The 24,995-nt window shown below is 31.9% G+C and carries 26 protein-coding genes; 5 read left to right on the top strand and 21 right to left on the bottom strand.

Features of this window, described 5'->3' with window-relative positions; genetic code table 11:
- A partial coding sequence (locus AC1DY0_RS07715) for a hypothetical protein (protein ID WP_477188049.1) occupies positions 1–1,652 on the bottom strand: 1,652 nt, incomplete at its 3' end.
- Between the two features lie 153 nt (positions 1,653–1,805).
- A complete protein-coding gene (locus AC1DY0_RS07710; protein ID WP_477188048.1) occupies positions 1,806–2,078 on the bottom strand; it encodes a hypothetical protein in 273 nt (90 codons plus the stop codon).
- 1,449 nt (positions 2,079–3,527) lie between these two features.
- Between AC1DY0_RS07710 and AC1DY0_RS07705 the strand changes: the two genes are divergently transcribed.
- The 5 genes from AC1DY0_RS07705 to AC1DY0_RS07685 all read left to right on the top strand — a co-directional run bounded on the left by AC1DY0_RS07705 (position 3,528) and on the right by AC1DY0_RS07685 (position 8,291).
- On the top strand, positions 3,528–4,013 hold the full coding sequence (locus AC1DY0_RS07705) for a SixA phosphatase family protein (RefSeq protein WP_326400006.1): 486 nt from the start codon (positions 3,528–3,530) through the stop codon (positions 4,011–4,013).
- Positions 4,014–4,020: 7 nt separating this feature from the next.
- On the top strand, positions 4,021–6,096 hold the full coding sequence (gene ppk1, locus AC1DY0_RS07700) for a polyphosphate kinase 1 (RefSeq protein WP_477188047.1): 2,076 nt from the start codon (positions 4,021–4,023) through the stop codon (positions 6,094–6,096).
- Positions 6,097–6,147: 51 nt separating this feature from the next.
- The gene (locus AC1DY0_RS07695) at positions 6,148–7,038 is read left to right on the top strand and encodes a Ppx/GppA phosphatase family protein (protein ID WP_477188046.1); all 891 of its coding nucleotides are present in this window, start codon (positions 6,148–6,150) and stop codon (positions 7,036–7,038) included.
- A 34-nt stretch (positions 7,039–7,072) separates the two neighbouring features.
- Positions 7,073–7,636, top strand: coding sequence for a Crp/Fnr family transcriptional regulator (locus AC1DY0_RS07690; protein ID WP_477188045.1), 564 nt, complete (start codon positions 7,073–7,075; stop codon positions 7,634–7,636).
- Positions 7,637–7,712: 76 nt separating this feature from the next.
- Entirely contained in the window at positions 7,713–8,291 is a 579-nt protein-coding gene (locus tag AC1DY0_RS07685) for an NAD(P)H-dependent oxidoreductase (RefSeq protein ID WP_477188044.1), read from the top strand.
- A 54-nt stretch (positions 8,292–8,345) separates the two neighbouring features.
- Here AC1DY0_RS07685 and AC1DY0_RS07680 read toward each other — a convergent pair whose 3' ends face one another.
- From AC1DY0_RS07680 to AC1DY0_RS07590, 19 genes are all read right to left on the bottom strand, one after another.
- Positions 8,346–9,521, bottom strand: a complete 1,176-nt coding sequence (locus AC1DY0_RS07680) for an L-lactate MFS transporter (protein ID WP_477188043.1) — start codon at positions 9,519–9,521, stop codon at positions 8,346–8,348.
- A 21-nt stretch (positions 9,522–9,542) separates the two neighbouring features.
- Positions 9,543–10,325 (bottom strand): pyruvate formate-lyase-activating protein, encoded by a 783-nt coding sequence (gene pflA / locus AC1DY0_RS07675; RefSeq protein ID WP_477188042.1) that lies wholly within the window; start codon positions 10,323–10,325, stop codon positions 9,543–9,545.
- 103 nt (positions 10,326–10,428) lie between these two features.
- Positions 10,429–12,663 carry a formate C-acetyltransferase gene (pflB, locus tag AC1DY0_RS07670; RefSeq protein WP_477188041.1) on the bottom strand — a complete coding sequence of 745 codons (2,235 nt, stop codon included), beginning with the start codon at positions 12,661–12,663 and terminating at the stop codon, positions 10,429–10,431.
- Between the two features lie 336 nt (positions 12,664–12,999).
- Positions 13,000–13,443 carry a DUF1572 family protein gene (locus AC1DY0_RS07665; RefSeq protein WP_477188040.1) on the bottom strand — a complete coding sequence of 148 codons (444 nt, stop codon included), beginning with the start codon at positions 13,441–13,443 and terminating at the stop codon, positions 13,000–13,002.
- Position 13,444: 1 nt separating this feature from the next.
- Positions 13,445–13,918 carry a nuclear transport factor 2 family protein gene (locus AC1DY0_RS07660; protein ID WP_477188039.1) on the bottom strand — a complete coding sequence of 158 codons (474 nt, stop codon included), beginning with the start codon at positions 13,916–13,918 and terminating at the stop codon, positions 13,445–13,447.
- Positions 13,919–14,129: 211 nt separating this feature from the next.
- Positions 14,130–14,903, bottom strand: coding sequence for a DUF4382 domain-containing protein (locus AC1DY0_RS07655; protein ID WP_477188038.1), 774 nt, complete (start codon positions 14,901–14,903; stop codon positions 14,130–14,132).
- 171 nt (positions 14,904–15,074) lie between these two features.
- Positions 15,075–16,274 carry a DUF6600 domain-containing protein gene (locus AC1DY0_RS07650; RefSeq protein ID WP_477188037.1) on the bottom strand — a complete coding sequence of 400 codons (1,200 nt, stop codon included), beginning with the start codon at positions 16,272–16,274 and terminating at the stop codon, positions 15,075–15,077.
- Positions 16,275–16,629: 355 nt separating this feature from the next.
- Entirely contained in the window at positions 16,630–16,905 is a 276-nt protein-coding gene (locus AC1DY0_RS07645; protein WP_477188036.1) for a YtxH domain-containing protein, read from the bottom strand.
- A 19-nt stretch (positions 16,906–16,924) separates the two neighbouring features.
- Positions 16,925–17,080, bottom strand: coding sequence for a lmo0937 family membrane protein (locus AC1DY0_RS07640; RefSeq protein ID WP_116798283.1), 156 nt, complete (start codon positions 17,078–17,080; stop codon positions 16,925–16,927).
- A gap of 70 nt (positions 17,081–17,150) precedes the next feature.
- On the bottom strand, positions 17,151–17,615 hold the full coding sequence (locus AC1DY0_RS07635; RefSeq protein ID WP_477188035.1) for a sll1863 family stress response protein: 465 nt from the start codon (positions 17,613–17,615) through the stop codon (positions 17,151–17,153).
- A gap of 94 nt (positions 17,616–17,709) precedes the next feature.
- Positions 17,710–17,895, bottom strand: coding sequence for a CsbD family protein (locus AC1DY0_RS07630; RefSeq protein WP_477188034.1), 186 nt, complete (start codon positions 17,893–17,895; stop codon positions 17,710–17,712).
- A gap of 121 nt (positions 17,896–18,016) precedes the next feature.
- Positions 18,017–18,475: a low affinity iron permease family protein gene (locus tag AC1DY0_RS07625; RefSeq protein WP_477188033.1), complete on the bottom strand. Its 459-nt coding sequence runs from the start codon at positions 18,473–18,475 to the stop codon at positions 18,017–18,019.
- Between the two features lie 110 nt (positions 18,476–18,585).
- Entirely contained in the window at positions 18,586–18,975 is a 390-nt protein-coding gene (locus AC1DY0_RS07620) for a hypothetical protein (protein ID WP_477188032.1), read from the bottom strand.
- Positions 18,976–18,985: 10 nt separating this feature from the next.
- The gene (locus AC1DY0_RS07615; RefSeq protein WP_477188031.1) at positions 18,986–19,210 is read right to left on the bottom strand and encodes a hypothetical protein; all 225 of its coding nucleotides are present in this window, start codon (positions 19,208–19,210) and stop codon (positions 18,986–18,988) included.
- A 12-nt stretch (positions 19,211–19,222) separates the two neighbouring features.
- Complete coding sequence (locus AC1DY0_RS07610; RefSeq protein WP_477188030.1) at positions 19,223–19,747, bottom strand: hypothetical protein; 525 nt, start codon at positions 19,745–19,747, stop codon at positions 19,223–19,225.
- A gap of 133 nt (positions 19,748–19,880) precedes the next feature.
- Positions 19,881–20,648: an MlaD family protein gene (locus AC1DY0_RS07605; protein WP_477188029.1), complete on the bottom strand. Its 768-nt coding sequence runs from the start codon at positions 20,646–20,648 to the stop codon at positions 19,881–19,883.
- Between the two features lie 19 nt (positions 20,649–20,667).
- Positions 20,668–21,444: an ABC transporter ATP-binding protein gene (locus AC1DY0_RS07600; RefSeq protein WP_477188028.1), complete on the bottom strand. Its 777-nt coding sequence runs from the start codon at positions 21,442–21,444 to the stop codon at positions 20,668–20,670.
- 4 nt (positions 21,445–21,448) lie between these two features.
- Complete coding sequence (locus tag AC1DY0_RS07595) at positions 21,449–22,243, bottom strand: MlaE family ABC transporter permease (RefSeq protein WP_477188027.1); 795 nt, start codon at positions 22,241–22,243, stop codon at positions 21,449–21,451.
- Between the two features lie 173 nt (positions 22,244–22,416).
- The gene (locus tag AC1DY0_RS07590) at positions 22,417–24,804 is read right to left on the bottom strand and encodes a glycosyltransferase (RefSeq protein ID WP_477188026.1); all 2,388 of its coding nucleotides are present in this window, start codon (positions 24,802–24,804) and stop codon (positions 22,417–22,419) included.
- Positions 24,805–24,995 lie beyond the last annotated feature (191 nt).

Genomic DNA, 24,995 nt, shown 5'->3' with positions numbered 1-24,995 from the left:
GTATTGTTACTGGTAACGGTCATAGTCAAGGTCACGGTTTTTCCCTCGTCACCTGCTGTAGCAGTATAGGTTGGGGTCAATGTTGTGGCATTGCTCAATGAACCAGTTCCGTTATGTGTCCAAAGGATTGTTCCATTTGAAGCAGTGGCTCCGCTTACCGTAGCCGTTGCATTGGAACAGATGGTTTGACTTCCGCCAGCTGCAGAAGCTTGAGGTAATGGATCTACTGTGATGGTCGTAGCAGTAGAATTTGCGGCAGCGCAGGCAGCACTTTGAATTACGGCACGATATTGTGTAGTAGCAGTTAGATTAGTGACGGTATACGTATTTGTTGTATTTGCGATAGGCGTCCAAGTGGTTCCATTCAAAGAGGATTCCCATCTTATAATAGTTCCTGTATGTGCTCCTAATGTCAATAAGGTACTGTTGGTTCCGGTACAAACTGTCGATCCACCAGTAACTGCACCAGCAACGGTTGCTGAATCTACTGTTACTATAGTTGTGGTGGTTTTTGGATTGGAACACCCAGGTGTTATAAATGTATAGGTAACAGTATAAGTACCAGGAATGCTTGTAGCAAGATTTATTTCCCCAGTAGATGTACTTACAAATTTTAAGTCGGTAGATGATGAAGAATAAGTTCCCCCTAATACACCTGTTTGAGTTACAACTGCTGTTCCAACAGGACAGAAAGGGCCACCATAACTAATAGATGCTTGGCCAAGATCAATTCCCACCTGAATAGGTTCAATAAAATCATCGAGGGAGGCATTTGCAACAGCAGAAGATTTTGTTGAAACAAATAGAGTTTTTACTTTTAGTCCATCACAAAGATTAGTGGATGATAAAAAAGAAGTTACATTAAATGCGGCTTCAACAAATTGATTTGTTGTATATGACAGCGAACCAAAAGCGCTAAAAGGAACACTTTCATTTCCTCCGTTTGTAAATCCATAATAAGTACCAACTGGTGGAAACTTTTCTACATATGTATAGTTTGGATTTGCTATTGTTCCTTGATTAGTCCATACATAGAACTTAATGTCTGCAACTGCTCCACCATTAACATATCCAATGTATATAGCAACATCATTTAAAGTCCTTCCACCATGTGGTCCAGCAGAATTAAATGTACCATTTGTATTTCTGGTTAAAGTGTTTTGAAGAAATTCAAAGTAGAGATTACTTGTGCCATTGGTATCCTTTCTGTCTCCAGCCACAAATAACCATTGTTTATCGTCAGTAGGATCATTAACATTAACAGGGTCATTGCCAAGATGATACAATACATTATTGATATCCCCTTTACCACCAGCATTACTAGTACTCCATGTCCAAGTATTTGGGTTGTCGTTAAACTTACTACCTGTACTAAATATAAAATCCTGACTACCGCCGGCATAACCATCTATAATTCGTCTTGTTGTAAGAGAATTGACTGGTGTTCCATCATTATTCAGCACATAACCACCACCAGATCCTTGAACCCAGTCGCCAGTAGCTGCACCTGCAGTAAGGCTTCCGTTAATATTAAATCCTCCAGTTGGTTGACTCACAGAAATAGTCTGTTGTGCTATTATCGTAGAAAAACTAAATAGACTTATAAAAATAATGGTAAATAATTTTGTCGAATGAGTAAAAATTGTTTTCATTTTTAATTATTTTAAGGTTAATAACCTAGATATTATAGGGAGAAATTATTAGCAATAATTTTATATTTCGGATGCTATTAAAGCACACAATGTGTGGTCAATACTTTAAAGTATTGACAATTGATGAATTTAAAGGTAGTAAGTACTTAGAATTTAAAAGTTTGCAATTTGTAATGCATAATAATACTTTTCTTCTGGAGGTGCACTTTTGATATTTTTGGTCTTATCTGTTTTATAGGTAATTATATTAAAAACAGTTTGAGCAAAAGTCATAGTAGAATTTAATACTAATGACAGTAAGTGTGAAATTTTGAAAGGGATTAACCATACTTTTTTGTCAAAAAAAGAAGTTAAAAACAGGATTGTTTTTTGAAAGATATTCGAAAAAAAATCGTTTAATAGGTTTAGAGTAGTTTTAGGCTTCATATTTTAAATTTTTTATGTAAATAAATAATTTTTATAAAAGGTCTGTATATTGATTGGTTTCATGTAAAATGTATAAATTTTTAAAAAACAATCTTGTGTTAAATAGGTTATTCGTTAATTCTATTTTGATTTAGATTTGGGAATTAAATCAAATTAAAATTTGTCTTGTCAAATTGAAACTGATATCAGTTAACAATGAATTGAAGTGTAGGTCTTTTTGACAATTTAATTTTGATTGAGATTTGGGAATACAATCAAAAAAAATTCTTTCTTATGTGTTGACACATATTTGCTCAACAGAAAATCCAGTAGGTTTTTATTTCTAATTTTGATTGAGATTTGGGAATACAATCAAAAATATTTTTTCTAACTTGTTAACAAATATTTGGTTAACATATAATTGTAGTAAGTTTTATATTTCAATTTTGATTGAGATTTGGGAAACAACCAAAAAATTAAATTTCAGCATTAAAGCTTGCAGTAGGTTATAAAATAATTTTTAAAACGTTTTTTATTTGGGGTTAAAAAACTAATAAATTATTTATATACCAAATTTATAAAGAATGTTCATAATACAATATGATTGTCTTTGAAAAACCTAAATACTCGTTGAAAAGTTAAAAACATAAGTAAAATACCTTAGATAACAATATTTTTTTTGAATAATTTTTACTTTTTTATAACAAATAGATTCTTAAAAGAGTTAATTATATTTAATTGTTTTTAAAAAAAGGTATTATATGATACGAATAGTTTAAGAATACGACTCTTTTAATATATAAAAATCTTCCGCTATTAAATTCTTTAAATAGGATGACTTAAAAATTAAAATACATGTAAATCAGTGTTTTAATTTTTTATTATAAATGTTTATTAGCTCATTTTTTTGAATCAAAAAAGATTGGTTAGATGCTGATTAATCTTATCTGAAAATCATTTTAGCCATCTTGTTCTTCTGATGACAACTCAAATAACACAAGAACAAAGTTATCTATAACCACTATTTATGATTATAGTCCTAACCATAGAGAAAACATTGAAAATGACTTTTTACATTTTGGATTGTATATAAGAGAGAATCCAATTAATGAAAGAAAATATTATACAAATTTTTTTAGAATGTATGTTTAGGTTGTTTATATGTTTGCAAAGACACTTTCAATATTATAATGCTTACTTTTTTTGATAATAATTTTAAAATAATAGAAACCCAATATGCTATTGTTGGAAGTTTATATTCAAGTATCACACTAAAAAAAATATTATCTTCAAATGAAAATTAAAATAAAGATTCTAAACTTTTTTTTGTAAATTGTAACTCCCTAAAGATTTTATAATTCAATCCTTTAATTGAAATCTAAGCTAAGTTTTGTGGTTAATTTACTGAATTTCATGTGTTTAAATTTGTTGTGAAGTTTTTTCGTTTTATAAAATAAAAAGTTGTGATGTATGAAAAATTTAATATTAGTTCGGCATGCAAAGTCTAGTTGGGAAGCTCCTTTACATGATAAAGATAGACCACTAACTTCACAAGGAATGCAAAGTGCTCATTTAGTTTCTTCTCATGTTATTAAACATTTGCCCAAAACCTTTAGTATTTGGAGTAGTACTGCTGAAAGAGCGGTAGAAACTGCTTTGATTTTTGCTCAAAATATAAATTTCCCTTTAGAAAGCATTCTATATAAGGATGAGCTATATACTTTTGATGAAAGAAAATTGGAAAAAGTTATCAAATCATATAGTAATGGTTATGATAGTATAATTATATTCGGACATAACGAGGCTATTACAAATTTTGTTAATAAATTTGGGGATGTTTACATTGATAATGTTCCTACAGCCGGATTTGTCCATATAGAATTTGATAATGAAAGTTGGGACACTATTGATAAAGGCAAGACAAAAAAAATTCTATTCCCCAGAGATTTAAAATAAATAAAAAGTGTTTGAACATAAATATATTGATAGAGAGAAAAGCTGGTTGGCTTTTAATGCTCGAGTATTACAAGAGGCTGCTGACGATTCAGTGCCATTATTAGATAGGTTAAGGTTTTTAGGAATTTTTTCCAATAATTTAGATGAGTTTTTTAGAGTTCGTTTTGCCGCTATAAGGCGGTTGAGTTTGAGTGGTATTTCTGGTGAAAAATATTTTGGCGGTGTTACTGCACAGCAATTAATTAAAGATATAACAGAGATTGTTATCCAACAACAATCCGAAAGTTTAAGAATTCTCAATAATATAGAAGAAAGATTAGAAACTGAAAATATTTTTATTATTCATGAAAATGACATTAATAAAGAACAAGAAGCCTTTTTAAAAGATTTTTTTATACAAAAGTTAAGTCCAGAACTAGTTACCATTATATTAAATGATTTAGCAGAATTTCCAGTCCTTAAAGATTCATTGGGATATTTGGCGGTAAAACTCGTGATGAAAAAAAATCTAGAAGTTCGTTACGCCATTATTGAGATTCCTAAAATGATTAATCGCTTTGTAGTATTGCCTTCTACAAATGAAAAGCAATATGTAATTCTGATTGATGATGTTATCAGAATGCATTTGAGCAGTATTTTTAATATTTTCAATTATGAGAGTGTTTCGGCTCATATGATAAAAATTACAAGAGATGCTCAATTGGATATCGATAGTGATTTGAGTAAAAGTATGCTTGAAAAAATATCATCGAGTGTAAAGGACAGAAGAATAGGAGAGCCAGTACGTTTTATTTATGATCAAGAAATAGACAAGGATACACTAAAATTCTTTCTGGACAAAATGAGTATTGATTCTACGGATAGTATTATTCCGGGAGGAAGATATCATAATAGGAGGGATTATATGGATTTCCCGAATCTTGGTCGATATGATTTATTGTATACAAAAAATGATCCTTTACCTATACCTGGTTTAAGTCTTGAGGGTAGTATTTTGGAGAAAATTTCCGAAAAGGATTATTTGTTAAATGCACCATATCAATCTTTTGCTTATTTAATAAAATTTTTGCGTGAAGCCGCTTTGGATCCTAAAGTGACTTCGATCAAAATTACTTTATATCGATTAGCCAAAAATTCTCAAATCATTAGTTCTTTGATTAATGCTGCCAAAAATGGAAAAAAAGTAATTGTTCAAATAGAATTACAAGCTAGGTTTGATGAAGCTTCCAATATTTCTTACTCTGAACAAATGCAAACCGAAGGAATCCAGCTTATTTTTGGAATAAAAGGGTTAAAGGTTCATAGCAAAGTCTGCGTGATTGAAAGAATGGAGAAAAATAAAATAAAACGATATGGTTTTATTTCGACAGGAAACTTTAATGAAGCTACTGCAAAAATTTATACTGATGTGACACTTTTTACGTGTCATCCTCAAATATTAAAAGACATATCAAAAATATTTGAATTCTTTGATATCAATTATAAAGTGCAACGTTATAAACACCTTATTGTATCGCCTCAATATACAAGACATCGTTTTGTTAAATTGATTGATAGAGAAATTGCACATGCCATTGCTGGTAGAAAGACTTACATGAAATTGAAAATGAATAGTTTATCTGATTTAGCCATGATTGATAAATTATATGAAGCAAGCAAAGCTGGTGTGAAAATTCAGTTGGAAGTAAGAGGTATTTGTTCATTAATTCCCGGAGTTAAAGGATTAAGCGATAATATTGAAGCTATTAGTATAGTTGATAATTATTTAGAACATTCAAGAGTTTATATTTTTGGGAATGCAGGAATTACTGAAGTTTATATTTCATCGGCCGATTTCATGACAAGAAACATAGACGCAAGAGTCGAAGTAACCTGTCCAATTTATGATCAAGAAATAAAAAATGAATTGATTGAAAATTTTGATATTGGTTGGAAAGGAAATGTAAAAGCAAGATACCATTCCTATAAACTAGATAATAAATATAGGATAAGGAATGATAATCCAATTTTCAGAGCCCAGTTGGAAACCTATAAGTACTATCAAAGAAAAGTGGAATTGATAGGGGAATTAAAAGAAGATTAAAACAACGCAAGAATAGAAATATTCTAAACCATAAATCGCATCCTAGAGAATATGATTAAAATTAAAAAATATGCTGCTATTGATATTGGGTCGAATGCCATGCGTTTATTAATCACCAATATTGTAGAAGAAGAAGGAAAAGAAACACAATTCAATAAGAGTTCATTAGTGCGCGTGCCTATTCGTTTAGGGCAAGACGCTTTTACTGTTGGGGAAATTTCTCCTGAAAATACGGAACGAATGATTGATGCCATGAAAGCATTCAATTTGTTAATGAAAGTGCACAAAGTAGAACGATATATGGCATTTGCAACATCGGCAATGCGAGAAGCTTATAATGCAAAAGAAGTGGTGGCTTTAATAAAAAAGAAAGCTGATATTAAAATAGAAATTATTGACGGTAAAAAGGAAGCAGCCATAATAGCTTCTACTGATTTACATCATTTATTAAAAACTGACGAAACATATCTATTTGTAGATGTTGGTGGTGGAAGCACTGAATTTACATTGTTTTCTAACGGAAAAATGGTGAATTCGAGATCTTTCAAAGCAGGAACGGTTCGATTGCTAAATGAAATGGTTTGTGATGTAGTTTGGGATGAAATTGAAAAATGGATTAAAAACAATACTGCCGACTATGAAGAGGTTACCTTAATAGGATCTGGTGGGAATATTAATAAATTGTTCAAAATGTCGGGTAAAATTCAAGAAAAACCTTTATCATACATTTATATGAACTCCCAATATGCTTATTTAAGTTCACTTTCTTATGAACAAAGAATTTCTCAATTAGGATTAAATCCTGATCGAGCTGACGTAATTGTTCCAGCAACACGAATTTATCTAAATGCTATGAAATGGAGTGGAGCTAGACAGATTTATGTTCCTAAAATTGGACTTTCAGATGGTATCGTAAAAGCAATGTATTATGGTAAAATTTAATTTTAAAAATAAAATTGAGTAGAATTAATCAAACATGGTAAAAACTTTTCAGTATTTATTTCAATTAGCTTCAGATGAATGCCAGCTTTTAGATAGTTTAATCACGTCCAGAAAACTTAAAAAAGGAGATCATCTGATTTCTGAAAATCAAGTCTGCAATGAAATTGTATTCGTGAAATTTGGAATTTTACGCTCTTTTTTTACTAATTCAAAAGGAGATGAAATAACTAATTGCTTTACTTTTGAGAATGAGTTCATGACCGCTTTTTCGAGTTTCATCACACAGAGTCCGACAGATGAAAATATTCATGCTATTTCTGATTGCGAGCTAGAAGTAATTGATAAAATGGCTATCGAAAAACTTTTTAATTCAAGTTTTAGATGGGCTGATATTGGGAGAAAGATTGCCGAAAGTGAAGTGGTCAATCTACATAATCGCATTGCATCTTTGCAAAAAAAATCTTCAATAGAACGATACGAAACTTTGTTCGAGAATCATCAAAAATACATTCAATGCATTCCACTGATTTATTTAGCTTCGTATTTGGGAGTCTCTACAAGACATTTAAGCCGTATAAGGCAAGCTATTGTATTTTAGGACATTTGTCCTGTTTTAAAAAACAAGTATAGGATATTTTTGTTAAAAATAATTTGAAACAATAAATATCTGTCTTATGAAAAATATCTTAATAATAAATGGGCATCCCAATCCTTCGAGTTATAATTTTGCTTTGGTTGAATCATATAAAAAAGGGGCTTTGGAAGCTAAAGCAAATGTTGAAACTATTGTGATTGCTGACTTAAAGTTTAATCCTAATTTAGCATATGGCTATCAAAAAAGAATAGATTTAGAACCCGATTTGACTGATGCGTGGGAAAAAATTCAAAAAGCAGATCATTTAGTTTGGATTCATCCCGTTTGGTGGGGTGGTTTACCTGCAATTACCAAAGGATTTATAGATAGGTTGTTTTTGCCTGGAATGGCTTTTCAATACCGAGAAAAATCTGTTTGGTGGGATAAATTGTTAAAAGGAAAAACGGCTCGCATCATCACTACATTAGATCAGCCTAGCTGGTATTATTTTTTGTTTTACTCAAAGCCAAGTATTAATCAATTAAAAAAGGCAACATTAGAATTTTGCGGTGTCAAACCAGTTAAAGTCACTTATGTTGGAACCATAAAAACAGCCGATGAAAAACAACGCGAAAAATGGATTCATAAAATTTTTCAATTAGGAAGACAGCTTGAATAATTAAGCAATAATTTAAAAATCTCAAACTTAATCTTAAGTTTGAGATTTTTTATGTTATGATATAAAAGGTTTTATTAATAATGTCTTGAGCCATAACCCAACAAACAAAGCGATTACAAGTAATATTGCAAACAGATAGAAAATCGTGATCTCTGTAGTTAAGCCTAATAATAAAGGCCCGACAAAAGCTGCAGCTGACCAAGCAGTTAATGTGTATCCAAGAACCTGTCCATATTTTTCAGTTCCAAAAATATTTTTCACAAACGAAGGCATAGTTGCAAACCCAGCTCCATATCCTGCAATAATAATAAAGGTTAAAGCTTGAAATGAAGTTTGATCGGTTGAAAAGGTTGGTATTAAAGCAAAACAGGCAGCGTTTATTCCAATAAAAATCATAAAAGTATTCCAACAACCAATTTTATCAGAAATACTAGACCAGAACAAACGTCCCAATCCATTAAACAAACCGATGATAGCCACAAACATTGTAGCTTGCGTAGCACTCATCCCTACAACTTCTTCACCAAGAATTGCTGCTTTAGAAATTATGGCAATTCCTCCGCATACATTTAGGAATAACAATAACCATAATGCAATAAAACGTTTGTCCGTTATAATTTGTTTTGGAGTTAAGTCAATATGAACTTGTTGCACAGCATTAGTATTTATTGGATTGGACAAATACAAAGCACTCAATAGCATACAAATTCCATAGCAAATCCCAAGAGTAGAAAATGCCCCAGACAGTCCTAAAGAAGTATATAAAGGTCCAATTAAAAAGGAAGCTAATAAAGATCCTAATGCAAATGACATTATAATTATTCCAGAAGCCAACCCTGGTCGATCGGGAAACCATTTTACAACAGTATAAACAGGTACAATATATCCAAATCCTAATCCGATTCCTTGCAAAACTCCAAATGTTAAGTAAAACAAATAGATGGAACTCATTTTGACAGCCAATGCACTACCTAATAAACCTATGATTAAAAATATTGCGGCAATAAATCCAGCTTTTGTTGGGCCAATTTTTTGAGCAAATTTACCCATAAAAGCAGCTGTTAATCCTAAAAAGCAAATAGCTAAACTAAATCCTGTTTTGGTATCATGAGCATCCCAGTTTAATTCCTTTGATAAAGGTTCGATCCATTTGCTGTAAGCGTAAATAGACCCGATTGACAGTTGCATAATCATTCCTGCCAATACGATCAAATATTTATTTTTTGACATGATTGTATTGTTATAAAGACCTTATTTAATTTTTACATTTTTGAAGTAGAGCTTGAATATATCGGCAGCTTTGTTTACTTCTTCTGCAGTGGGCGGAAGTGTATCAGTTAATTGATATTCTAATCCTAAAATTTCCCACTTGTGCTTTCCTAATTGATGAAAAGGAATAATTTCGACTCTTTCCACTGTTTTATACGAAGTAAAATGCTGTCCCCATTCATGCAGATATTCTTCTTGATCACTCCAGCCAGGAACCAATACATAGCGCAGCCACATAGGTTTCCCAGTACTTTCTCTATATTCAGCTACTCGCAATGTTGTTTTGTTTTTTAGTCCTGTTAGTTTTTTATGCCATTCTTTGTTGATGTGTTTGACATCCAAAAGCAATAAATCTGTTCTTTCTAAAAGTTGTTCTGTTTTGGAATCTAAAACTCTTCCATTGGAATCTAAACAGGTATGGATGCCATTTTCATGCAAGCGATCAAAAAAGTGAATTAATTTTTCACGTTGCAATAAAGGTTCGCCTCCTGAGACTGTTATACCTCCTTTTTTTCCAAAATAGGATTTTTGGTGTAATGCTTTTTCGATTAATTCTTCGATAGGAATAAAAGAACCACCATGAATATCTAAAGTATCTGGATTTTGGCAATACAAACATCTAAATTGACATCCTTGTGCAAAAACTACCATTCTAATTCCGGGCCCATCATGAGTTCCTAATGTTTCTATGGAATGGATTCGCAATAAGTCGGGGTTATTTGAGTCGATTGAATCATCAATATATTCTTGTTGAGGAAAGTACATTCGAATAAGAAGATTTAATAAAAACCTGTCTAAATCAAACTCAATTTAGTTTCTTTAGACAGGTTAGTGTGGTTTAATTCAAAATTTATAGTTCAGTGTTAATCTACATTGTTTCGTGAAAAGTTCTTGTAATAACTTCCAATTGATGTGCTTTGGACAATCGAACGAAATTCACTGCATAACCAGAAACTCTAATGGTTAATTGAGGATAATTCTCTGGATGATTGTAAGCATCCATTAAGGTTTCTTTATCCAAAACATTCACATTCAGGTGGTGTGCATTTTTTCCAAAATAACTGTCTAAGATGGTTTCCAAATTTGAAATTTGCTCTTCTTTGTCAGATCCTAAAGATTTTGGGACCATTGTGAATGTGTATGATATACCATCTTGAGCATCTTCATAATTCAATTTACTTACTGAATTTAGGGAAGCAACAGCACCATTTACATCTCTACCGTGCATTGGATTAGCTCCTGGAGCAAAAGCTTCACCGGCTTTACGACCATCTGGTGTCGAACCCGTATTTGAACCATACATTACATTTGACGTAATAGTCAATAAAGATAGGGTAGGTGTGGCATCTTTATAGGCTCTGTGTTTTCTTAATTCTTGAATAAAGATAGTTGTGATTTCTTGTGCAATACTGTCAACTCTGTCATCATCATTACCGAATTGTGGAAAATCACCCTCTATGTTGAAATCTACGGTTAAACCGATATCGTTTCTTATTGGAGTTACTTTGGCATATTTAATTGCTGAAAGGGAATCTGCAATGATAGATATTCCGGCTGCACCATAAGCGATATCAATATTAGGATCACTATCAATCAAAGACATTTGTGCTCTTTCATAATAGTATTTGTCATGCATATAATGAATGATGTACATGGACTTGGCATATACTCTTGCCACTTCGGCTAAAGTTATTTTGAACATATTCATAACAGAATCATAGTCTAAAACACCATCTTCCATTTGAGGAATATTTCTAATAACTACTGATCCTTTATCTTCTTCTCTACCGCCATTCAAAGCCATAAGTAAAGCTTTTGGCAAATTGGCACGAGCTCCAAAGTGTTGAATTGTTTTTCCGATTTTTTGGTAAGAAACACAACAAGCAATTCCGTAATCATCTGAACCTCTATTGGTACGCATCAAATCATCATTTTCATATTGAAGAGACGATGTGTCAATTGATACTTGTGCACAAAAATCTTTAAAACCTATTGGTAAATTTTGAGACCATAAAATAGTCAAATTTGGTTCTGGAGAAGCTCCTAAGTTATAAAGCGTTTGTAAAAATCTAAAAGAGGTTTTCGTTACTTTAGTTCTACCATCATTAAGTTGTCCACCAATGGCTTCTGTAACCCAAGTTGGATCTCCACCAAAGATTTCATCATAGGCACCAGGGCGCAAGTGACGTACCAAACGAAGTTTCATCACAAACTGATCAATAAATTCTTGGGCTTCTTCTTCGGTAATTAGACCAGATTTTAAATCATTTTCTATATATATATCTAAAAATGAAGATACGTTTCCAAGTGACATTGCTGCTCCATCTTGTTCTTTTACAGCACTTAAATAAGCTAAGTAAGTAAATTGTACAGCTTCTTGTGCATTAGTCGCAGGGATAGAAATATCAATACCATATGAACTGGCCATAATTTTCATATCCTGTAAAGCTTTGATCTGCTCTGAGATTTCTTCTCTAAGACGCACTTTGTGATCGCTCATTTCACCTGCAACTGCTGCAAAATCTTCTTTTTTTGCTTCGATCAATCGATCTATTCCATAAAGTGCAATTCTTCTAAAATCACCAATGATTCTTCCTCTAGCATAATTATCCGGTAAACCAGTTAATAAGTGTTTAGAACGATAAGCTCTAATTTCGCTATCATAAGCACTAAAAACGGCTTGATTGTGATCTTTTGCGTAATTGAAAATTTTGACCACTTCATCAGAAACTTTCAATCCTCTTTCTGCTACAGCAGATTCGACCAATTTTATACCACCAAAAGGCTTCATAGCTCTTTTTAAAAGCATATCGGTTTGTAAACCTACAATAGTTTCATTCTCTTTATCAATGTATCCTGGTCCAAATGAGGTAATATTTGAGATAACATTGGTATCAATTGCTAAGCAGCCATTGTTTTTTCTTTCCTGTAGTAAATTTTCTTTGCAAACATTCCAAAGCTTTTTAGTTCTCTCTGATGGCCCCACTAAAAATTTTGAGTCTCCTTCATAAGGAGTAATATTTTGCAATACAAAATCATAAACATCAATTGCATTATTCCAATTTCCTGTTTTAAAGTATAGTGTTTCTGTTGTACTTTTCATTTTGATAAAAATTATTAGTTTACATTATATGTTTGTAATAAACTGTTTTATACTAGTAAATTTAATGATTTTTGAGTTTGAATAGACGTACAGATTGATTTTTAAGTAATAATTAAAGTATTCAATTTTAGGTAGTTGTTTGTTTAGATATTGGTTTGTTTTGATGATTATTTGTAAAAGCTATTACGTTATCGATAAAATTTATTATTAGTTGGTTTTAATAGCTAAACTGGATTAAAACTTCAATTTTGAGACATTTTATTCTCAAAATAGTTTGTCACTAGTAAAATCTATTATCAGTAAGTAGAAAAATGTTCGTTGTTAAATAATTTGAACTTAATTATCAAGTAATCGTCTGTGGTAATTTATTTGTCCCAAGTGATAGGCTAGGTGTGTTGTGAGATGAATTAATAAAAATTCTGTTGATGTTTTAGAATCAAAAACTAACAGTGGAAATTCCTCTTTTAGATTTTTATCAGTTAATTGATCAAGTGAATCGTTTACTACAATAATTGTTGCATCTATTTTTGCGATTAATTCTGCTTGCTGAATGTCTTTTTGCGAAAACTCAAGTTCTCTGTTCCTGATATAGTTTGTTTTTCCGATTTGAGCTCCAATGTAGGTATTCAAATTTCCAATTAAGTGCAGGCAAAGATTCCCAGCCGAATTGGCAATATTTTTATCGACATACCAAATTTTACTTTCATTCTGATATGACTCAATCTCCAATTTTAGTCTATTCAGATCTCTATTGAACAGAGTTTTTAATGTTTCTATCATCTTATGAAATTGTTTTATTATAGTTGTTTAAAGAAGCCAGTGCTTGTTTTTGTATTTGTTTTTGCATAAAACCTGTCCAACCTAATAAAAAACCTTTGAAACCTAATGCTTGTTTGGACCATTTCCAAATATCAAAATTATCGGTATGTCTGATTATCAAATTATCTTGGAACTGAAATTGAGCTTGAATAATATTAACCACTTTTCTGTTGGTTTTACTAAAATTATAAGTAGCGATCCATTTTGCTGTTCCAGAATAATCATCAGCTTTGATATCAGAAAATTCAATTTTGATATTTCCTTTACTTTTTTCGATTAACATTTTCCACATTTGACAAACATCATTTCCTTTTAGAATGCCAAAAGCCGGATCTTGAAATTGAATTTTGGGATGATAGCATTCACACATTGTTTTTGCATCAGCATTTGCAAAAGCATTGTAAAATTTATGGATTAGTTGCTCGTTTTGATTCATTATTTAAAAAGTTTAAAAGTAAAATTAATGATTTTTTATATTTAATAGAACTCTTGTAATAATTATTGGAGCTAAAATTGTCTTTAAATAATTATAATTGATACATATTGAAACAAAAAAACACCTCGCTTTAAAAAAAGCGAGGTGTTTTTTGCAAATAGATTTAATCAATATTTTGACCTCTACACAAAATCTATCCACATAATTTGGGTCAAAAAGGTATAGTTCCAATGTCTGATGTTTGACCTGCAGTGACAACTACACTATTTACCGTTACGGGAAGCAATGGTAATACTGGTGTAATAGTTACAGTATAGGTTCCTGGCGGAAGTCCCAAAAGTTGAAAATCACCGTTAACATCTACATTTGAAGAATAGGAAACATCAGAAGTAGCGGTAACCACTGCTAACGTGCCAATGGGTGTAACTTTTCCTTTGATAATTCCGCTGATTGCTGTCTCTACTGTTCTGATCACTGGTTTTAATTTATAACTACCATTGCCCGTAACTACTATAGATTGATTTGCATCAAAATCAAGTAGTACATTATATAGTATACCATTTTGGAGCGTTTGATGTACTTGAAGTTTTAATCCTGATTGTTCTGCACTTGGTGTACTCAAAGGGTAGGTTATATCATTTACTACAATGGAATTGTTAGGTCCTAATATGAGTCTTATTTGTTCTACAGTAGCATTCTCTAATGTACCGGTGGCAATAAGTGTCGAAGTTCCGTTTGAAAAATCAAGAAGATTATAAATGCCTGGAATCACATTTAGTGCAACCGTTTGTCCTCCACTCCCAGTTATTTCAACACCTTTAAGGTCTATCAACACAGCATCGTATGGACCTGGTGCATCAGTCATGGAAACGGAATACGGATAAGAACCTTTCATGGCATCGTTATTATCATTATTGTTATTATCGCATGAATTCATTATAAATCCAAGAATAATAAAAGTCAAAATTGTTTTTATTGTTTTCATCGTATTTGGTTTTACATTAAAAATTAATTTTTTCAGTTTGTAAATAGGATTAAATATTGATGATGAAGTTTATAGAGTATTCTATAAAAGTTGTTTTGATTTTCTCCTTATAACCGAATGCTTAAATGGTGTTTCAATATTTAGGAAGTATTGAATTTTAAAGATTACACATTAATGCTGCTTCTTTGAATGTTGTTGCTGTTGTTGCGGCTGATGTGACAGTTGCTGTGGTACAGGCTGATTATAGCTTTGCGACTGTTTTTTATTATGATTCTGATTTTGAGGTTGTTGAACAGACTGTTCGTAACGTTGTGGCTGCTGTTGAGGATATTGCACCTGATACTGTTTATGAGGTTGTTGCTGCTCACGATTTTGTTTTTGTGGTTGTTGTAAAGGCTCCTCATAACGCGGTGACAGTTGTTGTGTGTGTTGTTCACGATTCTGTTTTTGCGTTTGTTTGGCAGGTTGCTCATAACGCGGTGATAGTTGTTGAGCTTGTTGTTTACGATTCTGTTCTTTTGGCTGTGGAGCAGACTGTTCATAACGTTGCGATGTATTTATTTTTGTATTAGGTTTTACATCTTTCATACTCAAAACTTTGTAAGGGATAGGTTTTTGGCCAGAGCCAGTGTGTTTTTCCACTCTTGGCTTGTAAACATAAAGTTCTCCATTACCCATGTTTTGTCCTGGTTTATTTCTCTCCTTGATAGCAACAGTCTTGATTGAATTACCAGTTCTTTTTTCTATCTCACTTCTATCTGGGCCTGTACTGTATTTTATCTTATTAGAATTGTCAGTCCTAATATTTGTTATTACTGTAGAGTTTTTAAGAATTCTAGTGTTGTCAGATGTACGAACGTAATAATTATCGATGTTTGTTCTTCCTAAATCGTTGTCTCTTACTAATATCCATTGATTATAAGGTATATTGTAACTACCACCATATGCAATGTTAATACTAATTCCGGGACCTATAGGAGTCCATCCGTAATAACCTTCACATCTTCGCCAGACAACCCATGCAGGTCCCCATTCATAATCAGGAACCCATATCCATCCATAAATATAATCGTAATACCAACGGCCATAATGGAATGGAGCCCATCCCCATGAATAATTCGAAACCCATGTCCAACCAACATTTGTAAATACCCAATGACCATTAGTACCATAAGGAGTAAAGCCAATAGAAACATCTGGAATCCAAACATATCCATAATGTGAATTAAGCACCCAATTTCCATAGGGGCTCAAATCATCATAAAAAACCTGAAAATTAATTGATACTTGCGCAGTTGCCTTTTGAGGTGCTATCATTGTCCACGCATTGAAAGCAATGAACAAAACTGCTATTTTGCTTATGGATTTCATGATACTGTTGTTTAATGTTTTGTATTTAAATAAAAAACATAATTATATAACAACTATAACGTTAAAAAAATAAGTGAAGCATGCTTGAAATTAAGTCGCATATTTCTGAAAACTAAGTTTGATCATTACTTTTTTAGCTCCTATTATTCAAAAGAAAAAATCATATTAACAAATGAAATTTTTATAATAAATTGTAGTTTCAAAAAGATGATCAGCTTAGTGATTCAGAAAGATTAACTGTTATGGTATTTTCTAAAAAGAAATGTCCATTTAAAGATAAAAGATGTTTTTTCTCAATTGATGTTCCAAAATAATGGCTGAGCATTAATCTTCCGGATTATTGTTGTTTAAGAAATTATACACTTCCGTTTATTTCGTTTTTGACATCATCAAATTTTGATTTTGCTTCCACAATTAGATTTTTGTCATTTGGGAACATTTTAGAATAACTATTTTTTATTTCTCCAGATAAATTATCCAATTTATCTTTAAATTCATCGGCTATGTTATTGCCTTTTTTTAGAATTTTCTTTCTTGTATCGACTCCTTTTGCAGGGGCAAACAATATTCCTAATGTAACTCCAGTGGCAATACCACCCAATACTCCTAATGCTATTTTATTTGCTTTCATAATGTTTGTATTTAACTAATTATAAAACTTTTCTACCTTGAATTATTCGTAATATTACTGCAATTAATGCAATTACAAGTAATATGTGTATTATGGATCCTGCACTATAGGCAAAGAACCCGATTGCCCAAAAAATAACTAGTATTACTGCTACTGTGTAAAGAAGATTGCTCATGATTTCTGTTTTTTATAAGATTAATAATTTGTTGTGATCATTTTGCACTAAAATTATTTAATGCTATTATTTATTTTGTGTTATCCTCTGTAAAGTTTTTTATGCTTTTTCCAAGATCATCCATATCATGGTTGAATTCTCTTTTGAAAGATTTCCAATCGCTATTGACATCATTTTTATAAGCATCCAGTTTCGTTTTTAGATCCTTATTTTTTTGTTCCATTAGATCGATGTTTTTTTGATATGCATTATCGATATCTTTTCCGGTTTTTTTGATTTTTAATTTTAACTCGGCTATTTTGGCGTTATTTTCCTCAATTTTTGCATTTGTGTCGTCCTTGAATGCTTGCCATTCTTCGGCTGTTGCGACTCTTTTTGCTTCATCCAAATCTTCTTCGGCTTCGGTTACGGCTACTTTTGCACTGTCAACATTTTCTTGTGCAGTTTGCTCTTTTTCGGTATTTGGCTTACAGCTTATAACGATTGATCCGATCACTAAAGAGGCAATTGCAAGACTGAAAATTGATTTTTTCATGTTAATTATTATTTAAGATTAAATTGATTTTGAGAAAATTGTATCCATTCGAATTGGTAAAAAAGTTTAAATGGATACAATTTATAGCAACTATTTAAAGCGCTTGAATAATTTTATGAAGTTCTTCTTTGGTTTTTCCCAATTTGATTTGAAGTTTCCCCATCATTTCGTCTTTTTTTCCCTCAGTAAATAATAAATCATTATCTGTTAAGGCAGCAAATTTTTGTTTCAATTTCCCTTTTTGCTCGTCCCAGTTTCCTTTTAATTCAGTTGTGTTCATCTTGTTATAATTAAGTGTGAAACCATTTTCACAACAATACAAAGGTTAGATTATTTTGATAAAAAAGTGTTTCAAAATTCTTGCAAAGAGTTATATCATTTACGGTTTTTTGTATTGCTCATTATTTCCCTTTGATATGATTTTCTTCCTCATCCAAAGCTTTATCAAGTTCGTTATTAAATTCTCCTTTAAGCTCATCATCCAACTCTTTAATTTGTTCTACTAAATCAGAATACTCTTTGGATAATTCTGTGATTTCCTTTTCTGTCTTAATTTCGGCATTCAATACGGCATTGCTGGCGGATTCGTGTGAGGATACTAATTCGTTTATTTTTAGATGCAAGGAAGCTGAGAATCGATTGAACGATTTTTGGATAATGAATAAACTCAGGAAAGTAACTCCAAAAATGATATCGCCAATAATAAGATGTGCGTCATTTTTTATGAATAAACTATTGATCCACCAAAACAGCACCAAACATAATGCTATTAGAAAAGAAATGGAGTTCCCTAATATTGTTGTTGCCACAGAGACCAATTTTTCGAAAAGATTTTCGGTATGGTTGTATATTTTGTTCATGATATTTTATTTTAGAAAGTATAAAAAGCCCTACCAATTTAATAGCAGGGCTTATCCTAAATTTTTAACGAACGATCAGGTTGTCTTAAATTTAAATTTTATGAGAACATTTATGCTTTTATGGTTTCAAAAAAGTCTGAAACAAAACTGATTTGTTGAGAACTACTCATTTTATCAGCTTCTTTGACTTGAATTTTTATATTGGCAAAGTGATGATTTTTTTGTGATTTATTGAATAGTTCCGTTTTTGCATTGGTTGCACCAAAGAGCAATACGTTGTCATATTTCAAAATAATTTCTTCTAGTTTTTTATAAAATTCAGCTTGTAATTGCTGTTCCTTATTATGCATCAATGATTCGCTTTTACTCAAACTGTCCACTTTCTCTTGATGAGTAAAATTGGATTCAATAGTTTTCAATTCTTTCCATTGATCCGTGAATTCTATGATATGTGCTATTGAATGATCCATCCAAATGCCTAATTTTTTTTCTGTTTTCATTTTTTTGTTTTCAAATTTTTTGAATATCAACTCCGTGATTTGGAACATATTTATCTAAAATTTCCTTTAAAGAATTTAGATATTCATTTAAAACCTTTTTGTTCATTTCAGGATTTTCAATACCTGGAATGGTTTCTGGCATTTCTAGAAGATATTTTGATAATTCTGGATAATCCTTTCGTATCGTCATTGTGGTCTTCAAGATTCGGTTGTTTAGTTCACCTACAGCTTCCATTTTTATTAGGAATTAATGTTTACCGTTTTTATGGCCGTTGTTTCCATGACCATTATTATTACCATTACCATGATCGTCATTATGGTTTTGATTCCCATTATTGCCATTGCCTTGGTTTCCATTATGATTTCCATTGTCATGTTTGTTGTAATTAGAAGCTGTTCTATAGTTTTCTTGATGTCCATTATGATAACCTTTGTAATATTTCACTTTATGTTCTTTGTAATGAACATAAGGGCTAGAACCATGATAATCATTTAAAACTACTTTGTATCCATTGTACAAATCATAATTTCTATAACGATATGGTAAACTATGAGATCTAATCCAAACACCATTGCTTAAAAAGATGAACTGTTGTGCACGTATATCGTAATAGGATTGCACATCTGGTATATAATAATAGGATACTTCAGAATAGCCTACCGGTCCCCATTGTGGAGGTGATCCTAGATTGACGCTTATGGATACTTGTGCATGATTTGCAGTTGATGCAAAAAAGAATAGGGCTAGGGCAATTAGTTTTAGTGTTTTCATTTTTGTTGTTTTTATTTTTTTATCTTCATTTATGGAGCAATTTATTCTCCTTTAAATTTGATACTACAAAGTTCATTCACAAACACTCAAACCTTGTTATAGTATTTCTAGTAAAGATTTCATAATTCACGGATTACTTAGCTTTTGATTTCAAATCTTTTTCTTTTTGCTTTTCTTCCTGTTTTTTGGCTTCGGCTTTCTCTTTTTGAATTTCTTCTTGTTTTTTTGCCTCAGCTTTTTCTTTTTTATTAAAATAACCTTTCAGTAAAAAGTTGTGTTTTGCGGCCTGCATATTATCATCAAAACCCTTAGTTCCTTTTTGGAGGTTTGTCATACTTGCATCTAGCTTATTGCCCATTTGTTCATCCATTAAAAGTTTGGATAAAGTTCCCTTTCCGTTGTTTATTTTAAAACTAAACTCGGCTAGTTGATCCGTAATTACAGCGGCATTATCGACTGTGGTTTTTACCCCTTTCATAATATCTTCAATTTCAATTGCTGTGAGTGATGCAATTGTGGCATTGTCTTTTACAGTGGTTTTTGATTTTGTGCCCGGTGATATCGTCAATACTTTGTCACCCATCAAACCATCAGAACCGATACTTGCTTTGGCATCTGTTTTTATAAAGCGTCGAACATCTTCTTTAATCACTAATTTGACTACTACAGCCGAATCAGTAATGAGTTCAATTTCACTTACGGTTCCCACATTTATACCTGAGAATCGAACATTGTTTCCTACCTTCAGTCCTGTTACTGTTTTGAATTGTGATTGCAGCGTAAAAGTTGAACCAAATAAATTTTTCTGTTTTCCAACAAAGTATATTGTCCCTATAAAAAGAATCAACCCTATTGTCACAAACATTCCTAACTTCCACGTAAACCCTGATTCTTTATACATAATTTGAGTGTTTTATCTATTAAATAAAAAAAGAACGAACCCATTTGTCCTTACTTTTTTCTAAATCTTCATACGATCCTTCAGTGCATATAACACCCTCTTTTAAAATAATGATTCTGTCAGCTGTTAATTTGGCACAGGCCATATCATGAGTTATTATAATAGAAGTAGTTTTGTATTTTTTTTGAACATATAATATTAATTCACTAATTTCTCTTGAAGTGATAGTGTCCAAACCAGTGGTAGGTTCATCATACAAAATGATTTCGGGTTTTATGATGAGCGTTCTGGCAAGACCAATTCTTTTTCGCATTCCACCAGACAATTCCGAAGGCATTTTATCAATGGCTTCTTCCAATCCTACATTGTCTAAAGCTTCCAGAATGGCCTCGTCAACATCATTGGAGGATAAATAGGGGGAATGGTGTTTTAATGTAAATTCCAAATTTTGTCTAATAGTCATTGAATCATATAAAGCGCCATTTTGAAACAAAAAACCTATTCGAACTCTAATTTCATTTAGAGCTATAGCATTCATTTGTGTAATATCTTCACCAAAAATCTTGATTTCACCTTCGTCGGCACGAATTAAACCTACCAAACATTTTATAGTAATTGATTTTCCTGAACCAGATCTACCTAAAATCACCAAATTCTCTCCTTTTTTTGCGGTGAGGTTGACACCATTTAGAACTGTATTCTCTCCAAACGATTTATGTAAATTTTTTATTTCTACGATAGTTTCTAAAGGCTGTGCTGTTGTCTTTTTATCTTTTAATATTTTAGTCTGTATCATAGCTTTAATAAAATAAGTCAGTTATTTGTACAGCTATCATATCAAGGATAAAGATGCTTAGGGAAGCAGTAACTACAGCTGTGTTTGCGGCTTTTCCAACACTTTCGGTCCCATTCTCTGCATTAAAACCTTTATAGCTGCCCACTAAGCCAATTGCAAATCCAAAGAAAAAAGTCTTTACTATCGCCGGCAATATGTCTAGAAATTCAAGATGTTCCAATACATTGGTGAAATAACGGTAGAAACCCATATTTTCATGAATGTTGTAACCAATGTAACCACCAAAAACGCCAATAAAGTCAGCGTAAATGACTAAAAGAGGTATCATAATTGTGGTTGCTATTATTCGGGTTACTACTAGATATTTGTATGGATTTATGGCTGAAACCTCCATGGCATCAATTTGTTCGGTAACTTTCATGGAACCCAATTCGGCTCCTATACTAGAGGCTATTTTTCCTGCACAAATCAAGGCTGTGGTCACTGGTATAATCTCTCGTATCAGAGAAAGACCAACCATACTGGGCAACCAAGACTCAGCACCAAACTTTGCCATTGTGGGGCGTGATTGAATAGTAAGTACCAATCCCATTATAAAACCAGTAATACTCACGAGGGGTAAAGATTTACAACCTATGGCATAACATTGCCAAAGAAATTCTTTGAATTCAAAGGGTGGTTTTACTACTTCTCTAAAGAAACGTGTTGTAAATAGTGTTGCTTTACCAATATCGTCAAAATTGTTTTTTAGATAGGATTTCTTAAATGTTACTTTTATTGTGCTTACAGGAGTATTCATGATTTTATTATATTTTCACACATTTATTAAAAGTTTGAATAATGGAACACAGATGACATAGATTTAACAGATTTTATTTTCACTTTTTTTAAATAATTACATTTCTGAAAATCATAAAAAAAGTATGGATCCATTAAATCTGTGTCATCTGTGTGCTATCAAGTAATATGGGATTAAGCCAAAGTTTTTTTGTGACTTAATTTTGAATAAATCTCTTTTTGGGATTCATTTAATTTAATAGACTTTCGGGTATTTTTTTCTATGCACAATCGAGCCATCAAATAGCTTACCGTAGATTCTGCTCCTTGGTTTAAATTGACATATGTATCTTCCAGTCCGTCATAACAGCCACCAGTACAAGGATTATAAATAATTTGATGCAGATGGTTATTTCCCAAAAACCAACTGAAAGCAATTTTCATTTTTCGGCTATATTCTGGGTCATTGAACGCTTTTGAAAATTTGCTTAGCGCCAAAATAGTATAAGCAACATCAATGGGTTGTTCCCCTCCAATGGCTCTGACTTTTGTGCTGTTGTCTTTTAACATCCACCCTTTATTGGATATTACTTTGATGCTTTTAGCATTAAAAATTTTGCCTAAAAGAAAGTCAAACGAAGTTTTGGCCACCGCTTTATAGTTCGTATCGCCTGTACTCAAATAAGCGCAAAGCATCGCTTCCGGTAAAATACTGTTGCCATAAGTCAAATAACTTTCGAACCAGTTCCAATTGGGTTTCGATTCGTGCTTGTACATTTGAACCATTCTGTCAGCCAGTTCTTTTATTATTACCGTATTTTTTTGTGATTTTTCTTTTGTATTGGCATAATAAAGTCCTTTAATTACAAAGGCCATTGCACGTGTCGAATGCATTTTTAAAACATTGGTAGAAGCTCGTTCCAAAGTCTTTTTGGCTTTTTCCACTAATGCAACTGGCAAAATTGATTCTAAAGAAATCAAATAGCCTAAAGCCCAAATGGCTCTTCCATTAGAATCCTCAAGATTAGTCTCATAGTTTTGATTGGTGAAATCACCATCCTCATCAACATAATTTAAAAAAGAGCCATTGTCTTGCAGGCAAGAAATTATAAAATTCAAATAGATTTTAATGTAATCTAAATTGATTTTGTCTTTCTTTAATTCAAAATGTTTGCACATTGCGACCATGGCACGGGCATTATCGTCTATAGTGTATCCTGATTCTAAGTCGGGTTGATTAATAATTGAAAATTGGATCATACCAAAATCGCTTGTTAATTTTTTGATGTGGTCTAAATTGATTTCTGGAATTTTATATTCTAGATTTAAATTTTTATCACCCATTTTTTCGAATAAAATGGCATGGGCAATTGCTGAATTTTCCCAGGCTGTTGGCACAATTTTATGCAATCCGTTTGCGCTTATGTTTTCTCTTAATTTATTATCCAGTAATAAACGATTTACTTCTTTGGCCAATTGCTCAGAATCCCCAAAATCGATTATGATTCCAGTATCTTCACTTAACACTTCGCGCGCATGTGGAATAGGGGTGGAGATAATGGGGCAACCACAACTCATTGCATACGAAAAGGTTCCACTTACGGCTTGATTAGGATCCTTAGAAGTAAACAAATAAATATCAGTAAGCTGTAAAAAGTCTAATAATTGGGGCAGTGGTAAAAAGGCATTGACAAACAAAACATGATTTTGTAACTGTAGGCTTTGAATTTTTTCGTCCAGCATCATTCTGTACTTTTGTCCTTCTTCTTTCACTACTGATGGATGTGTTTTACCAATTATTAGAAACAAAACATCTTTGTTTTTTTCGATAATACTAGGCATGGCATCCAGTGTTGTTTCAATACTTTTTCCTGAATTTAATAATCCAAATGTTGACAGCACTTTTTTTCCAGACAAATTATATTCTTCTTTTAGAAGTTCTTTGTCAGAATGACGTACTAAATGGGTTCCATGGGGTATTACGGTTATTTTTTCTGGATCGACTCCATAATCATTTTTCAAGATTAAAGCTGCTGAATGGGTCATCACAATTATCGAATGAGCCAACTGTCCTATAACTTGAACATTCTCTTTAAGTAAATAGTCAGGATTAGGTAATACAGTATGGAATACAATTATTGCAGGTTTTGTAATTTTATATAAAAACTGTATAAAATTGGATTCGATATTTCTAAAAAGCCCAAATTCATGTTGAAGCAATACCATTTGAATCGAATTAGTGGCATTGATTTTTTTTAACAAATTATTGAACGAATTTGGTTCATCTGTGTTGAGGATATATTTTACAGGTTCATCATATTGATGTTTTTCAGCATCCGATTCCAATGCACAAATTTTTATATTGAATGAATTTTTAAACTTATTATTTAATGATTTAATCAAATCCTGGGAATAGGTTGCAATGCCACATTCTCTAGGAGGGAAAGTGGTAATGAACAATATTTCGGGAAGTTTTACCACTGTATTAGGAATAAAATGATTAAAAGTTGACGTTTTAAATTCTGTGTTTAATACTCCTATTGGAAGGATATTAGGGTTCTGTGTGGTGATTCTATTTCTCATCTTTAAAGGTATTAAGCATTACTTCTTTTTTGCAAAACTTGGAATTACAAGAATTATAAAGGTCTATTTATTATGTCTAAAATTGTTATGAAACTTTTCGAATTAGTTACATTATTCACAGATTAATAAGTAGTTATGTCTATTGGTGACTTTTTTGAATGGCTAATCACTTTTTTTAAAAATAGAAAAGA

The sequence above is a fragment of the Flavobacterium sp. P1_E4 genome, assembly GCF_056405915.1.
The sequence above is the reverse complement of the archived record's forward strand: the minus strand, read 5'-3'. Positions and strand labels throughout refer to the sequence as shown.

Excerpts from the sequence above, each read along its gene's own strand:
- AC1DY0_RS07630 (WP_477188034.1), bottom strand. The coding sequence starts at position 17,895 with ATGAACACAACTGAATTAAAAGGAAACTGGGACGAGCAAAAAGGGAAA.
- pflB (WP_477188041.1), bottom strand. The coding sequence starts at position 12,663 with ATGAAAAGTACAACAGAAACACTATACTTTAAAACAGGAAATTGGAAT.
- AC1DY0_RS07605 (WP_477188029.1), bottom strand. The coding sequence starts at position 20,648 with ATGTATAAAGAATCAGGGTTTACGTGGAAGTTAGGAATGTTTGTGACA.
- pflA (WP_477188042.1), bottom strand. The coding sequence starts at position 10,325 with ATGTACTTTCCTCAACAAGAATATATTGATGATTCAATCGACTCAAAT.
- AC1DY0_RS07645 (WP_477188036.1), bottom strand. The coding sequence starts at position 16,905 with ATGAAAGCAAATAAAATAGCATTAGGAGTATTGGGTGGTATTGCCACT.
- AC1DY0_RS07655 (WP_477188038.1), bottom strand. The coding sequence starts at position 14,903 with ATGAAAACAATAAAAACAATTTTGACTTTTATTATTCTTGGATTTATA.
- AC1DY0_RS07710 (WP_477188048.1), bottom strand. The coding sequence starts at position 2,078 with ATGAAGCCTAAAACTACTCTAAACCTATTAAACGATTTTTTTTCGAAT.
- AC1DY0_RS07625 (WP_477188033.1), bottom strand. The coding sequence starts at position 18,475 with ATGAACAAAATATACAACCATACCGAAAATCTTTTCGAAAAATTGGTC.
- AC1DY0_RS07705 (WP_326400006.1), top strand. The coding sequence starts at position 3,528 with ATGAAAAATTTAATATTAGTTCGGCATGCAAAGTCTAGTTGGGAAGCT.
- AC1DY0_RS07590 (WP_477188026.1), bottom strand. The coding sequence starts at position 24,804 with ATGAGAAATAGAATCACCACACAGAACCCTAATATCCTTCCAATAGGA.
- AC1DY0_RS07695 (WP_477188046.1), top strand. The coding sequence starts at position 6,148 with ATGATTAAAATTAAAAAATATGCTGCTATTGATATTGGGTCGAATGCC.
- AC1DY0_RS07600 (WP_477188028.1), bottom strand. The coding sequence starts at position 21,444 with ATGATACAGACTAAAATATTAAAAGATAAAAAGACAACAGCACAGCCT.
- AC1DY0_RS07665 (WP_477188040.1), bottom strand. The coding sequence starts at position 13,443 with ATGATAGAAACATTAAAAACTCTGTTCAATAGAGATCTGAATAGACTA.
- AC1DY0_RS07650 (WP_477188037.1), bottom strand. The coding sequence starts at position 16,274 with ATGAAATCCATAAGCAAAATAGCAGTTTTGTTCATTGCTTTCAATGCG.
- AC1DY0_RS07640 (WP_116798283.1), bottom strand. The coding sequence starts at position 17,080 with ATGAGCAATCTTCTTTACACAGTAGCAGTAATACTAGTTATTTTTTGG.
- AC1DY0_RS07685 (WP_477188044.1), top strand. The coding sequence starts at position 7,713 with ATGAAAAATATCTTAATAATAAATGGGCATCCCAATCCTTCGAGTTAT.
- AC1DY0_RS07620 (WP_477188032.1), bottom strand. The coding sequence starts at position 18,975 with ATGAAAACAGAAAAAAAATTAGGCATTTGGATGGATCATTCAATAGCA.
- AC1DY0_RS07680 (WP_477188043.1), bottom strand. The coding sequence starts at position 9,521 with ATGTCAAAAAATAAATATTTGATCGTATTGGCAGGAATGATTATGCAA.
- AC1DY0_RS07610 (WP_477188030.1), bottom strand. The coding sequence starts at position 19,747 with ATGAAAACACTAAAACTAATTGCCCTAGCCCTATTCTTTTTTGCATCA.
- AC1DY0_RS07615 (WP_477188031.1), bottom strand. The coding sequence starts at position 19,210 with ATGGAAGCTGTAGGTGAACTAAACAACCGAATCTTGAAGACCACAATG.
- AC1DY0_RS07595 (WP_477188027.1), bottom strand. The coding sequence starts at position 22,243 with ATGAATACTCCTGTAAGCACAATAAAAGTAACATTTAAGAAATCCTAT.
- AC1DY0_RS07635 (WP_477188035.1), bottom strand. The coding sequence starts at position 17,615 with ATGAAAAAATCAATTTTCAGTCTTGCAATTGCCTCTTTAGTGATCGGA.
- AC1DY0_RS07690 (WP_477188045.1), top strand. The coding sequence starts at position 7,073 with ATGGTAAAAACTTTTCAGTATTTATTTCAATTAGCTTCAGATGAATGC.
- AC1DY0_RS07660 (WP_477188039.1), bottom strand. The coding sequence starts at position 13,918 with ATGAATCAAAACGAGCAACTAATCCATAAATTTTACAATGCTTTTGCA.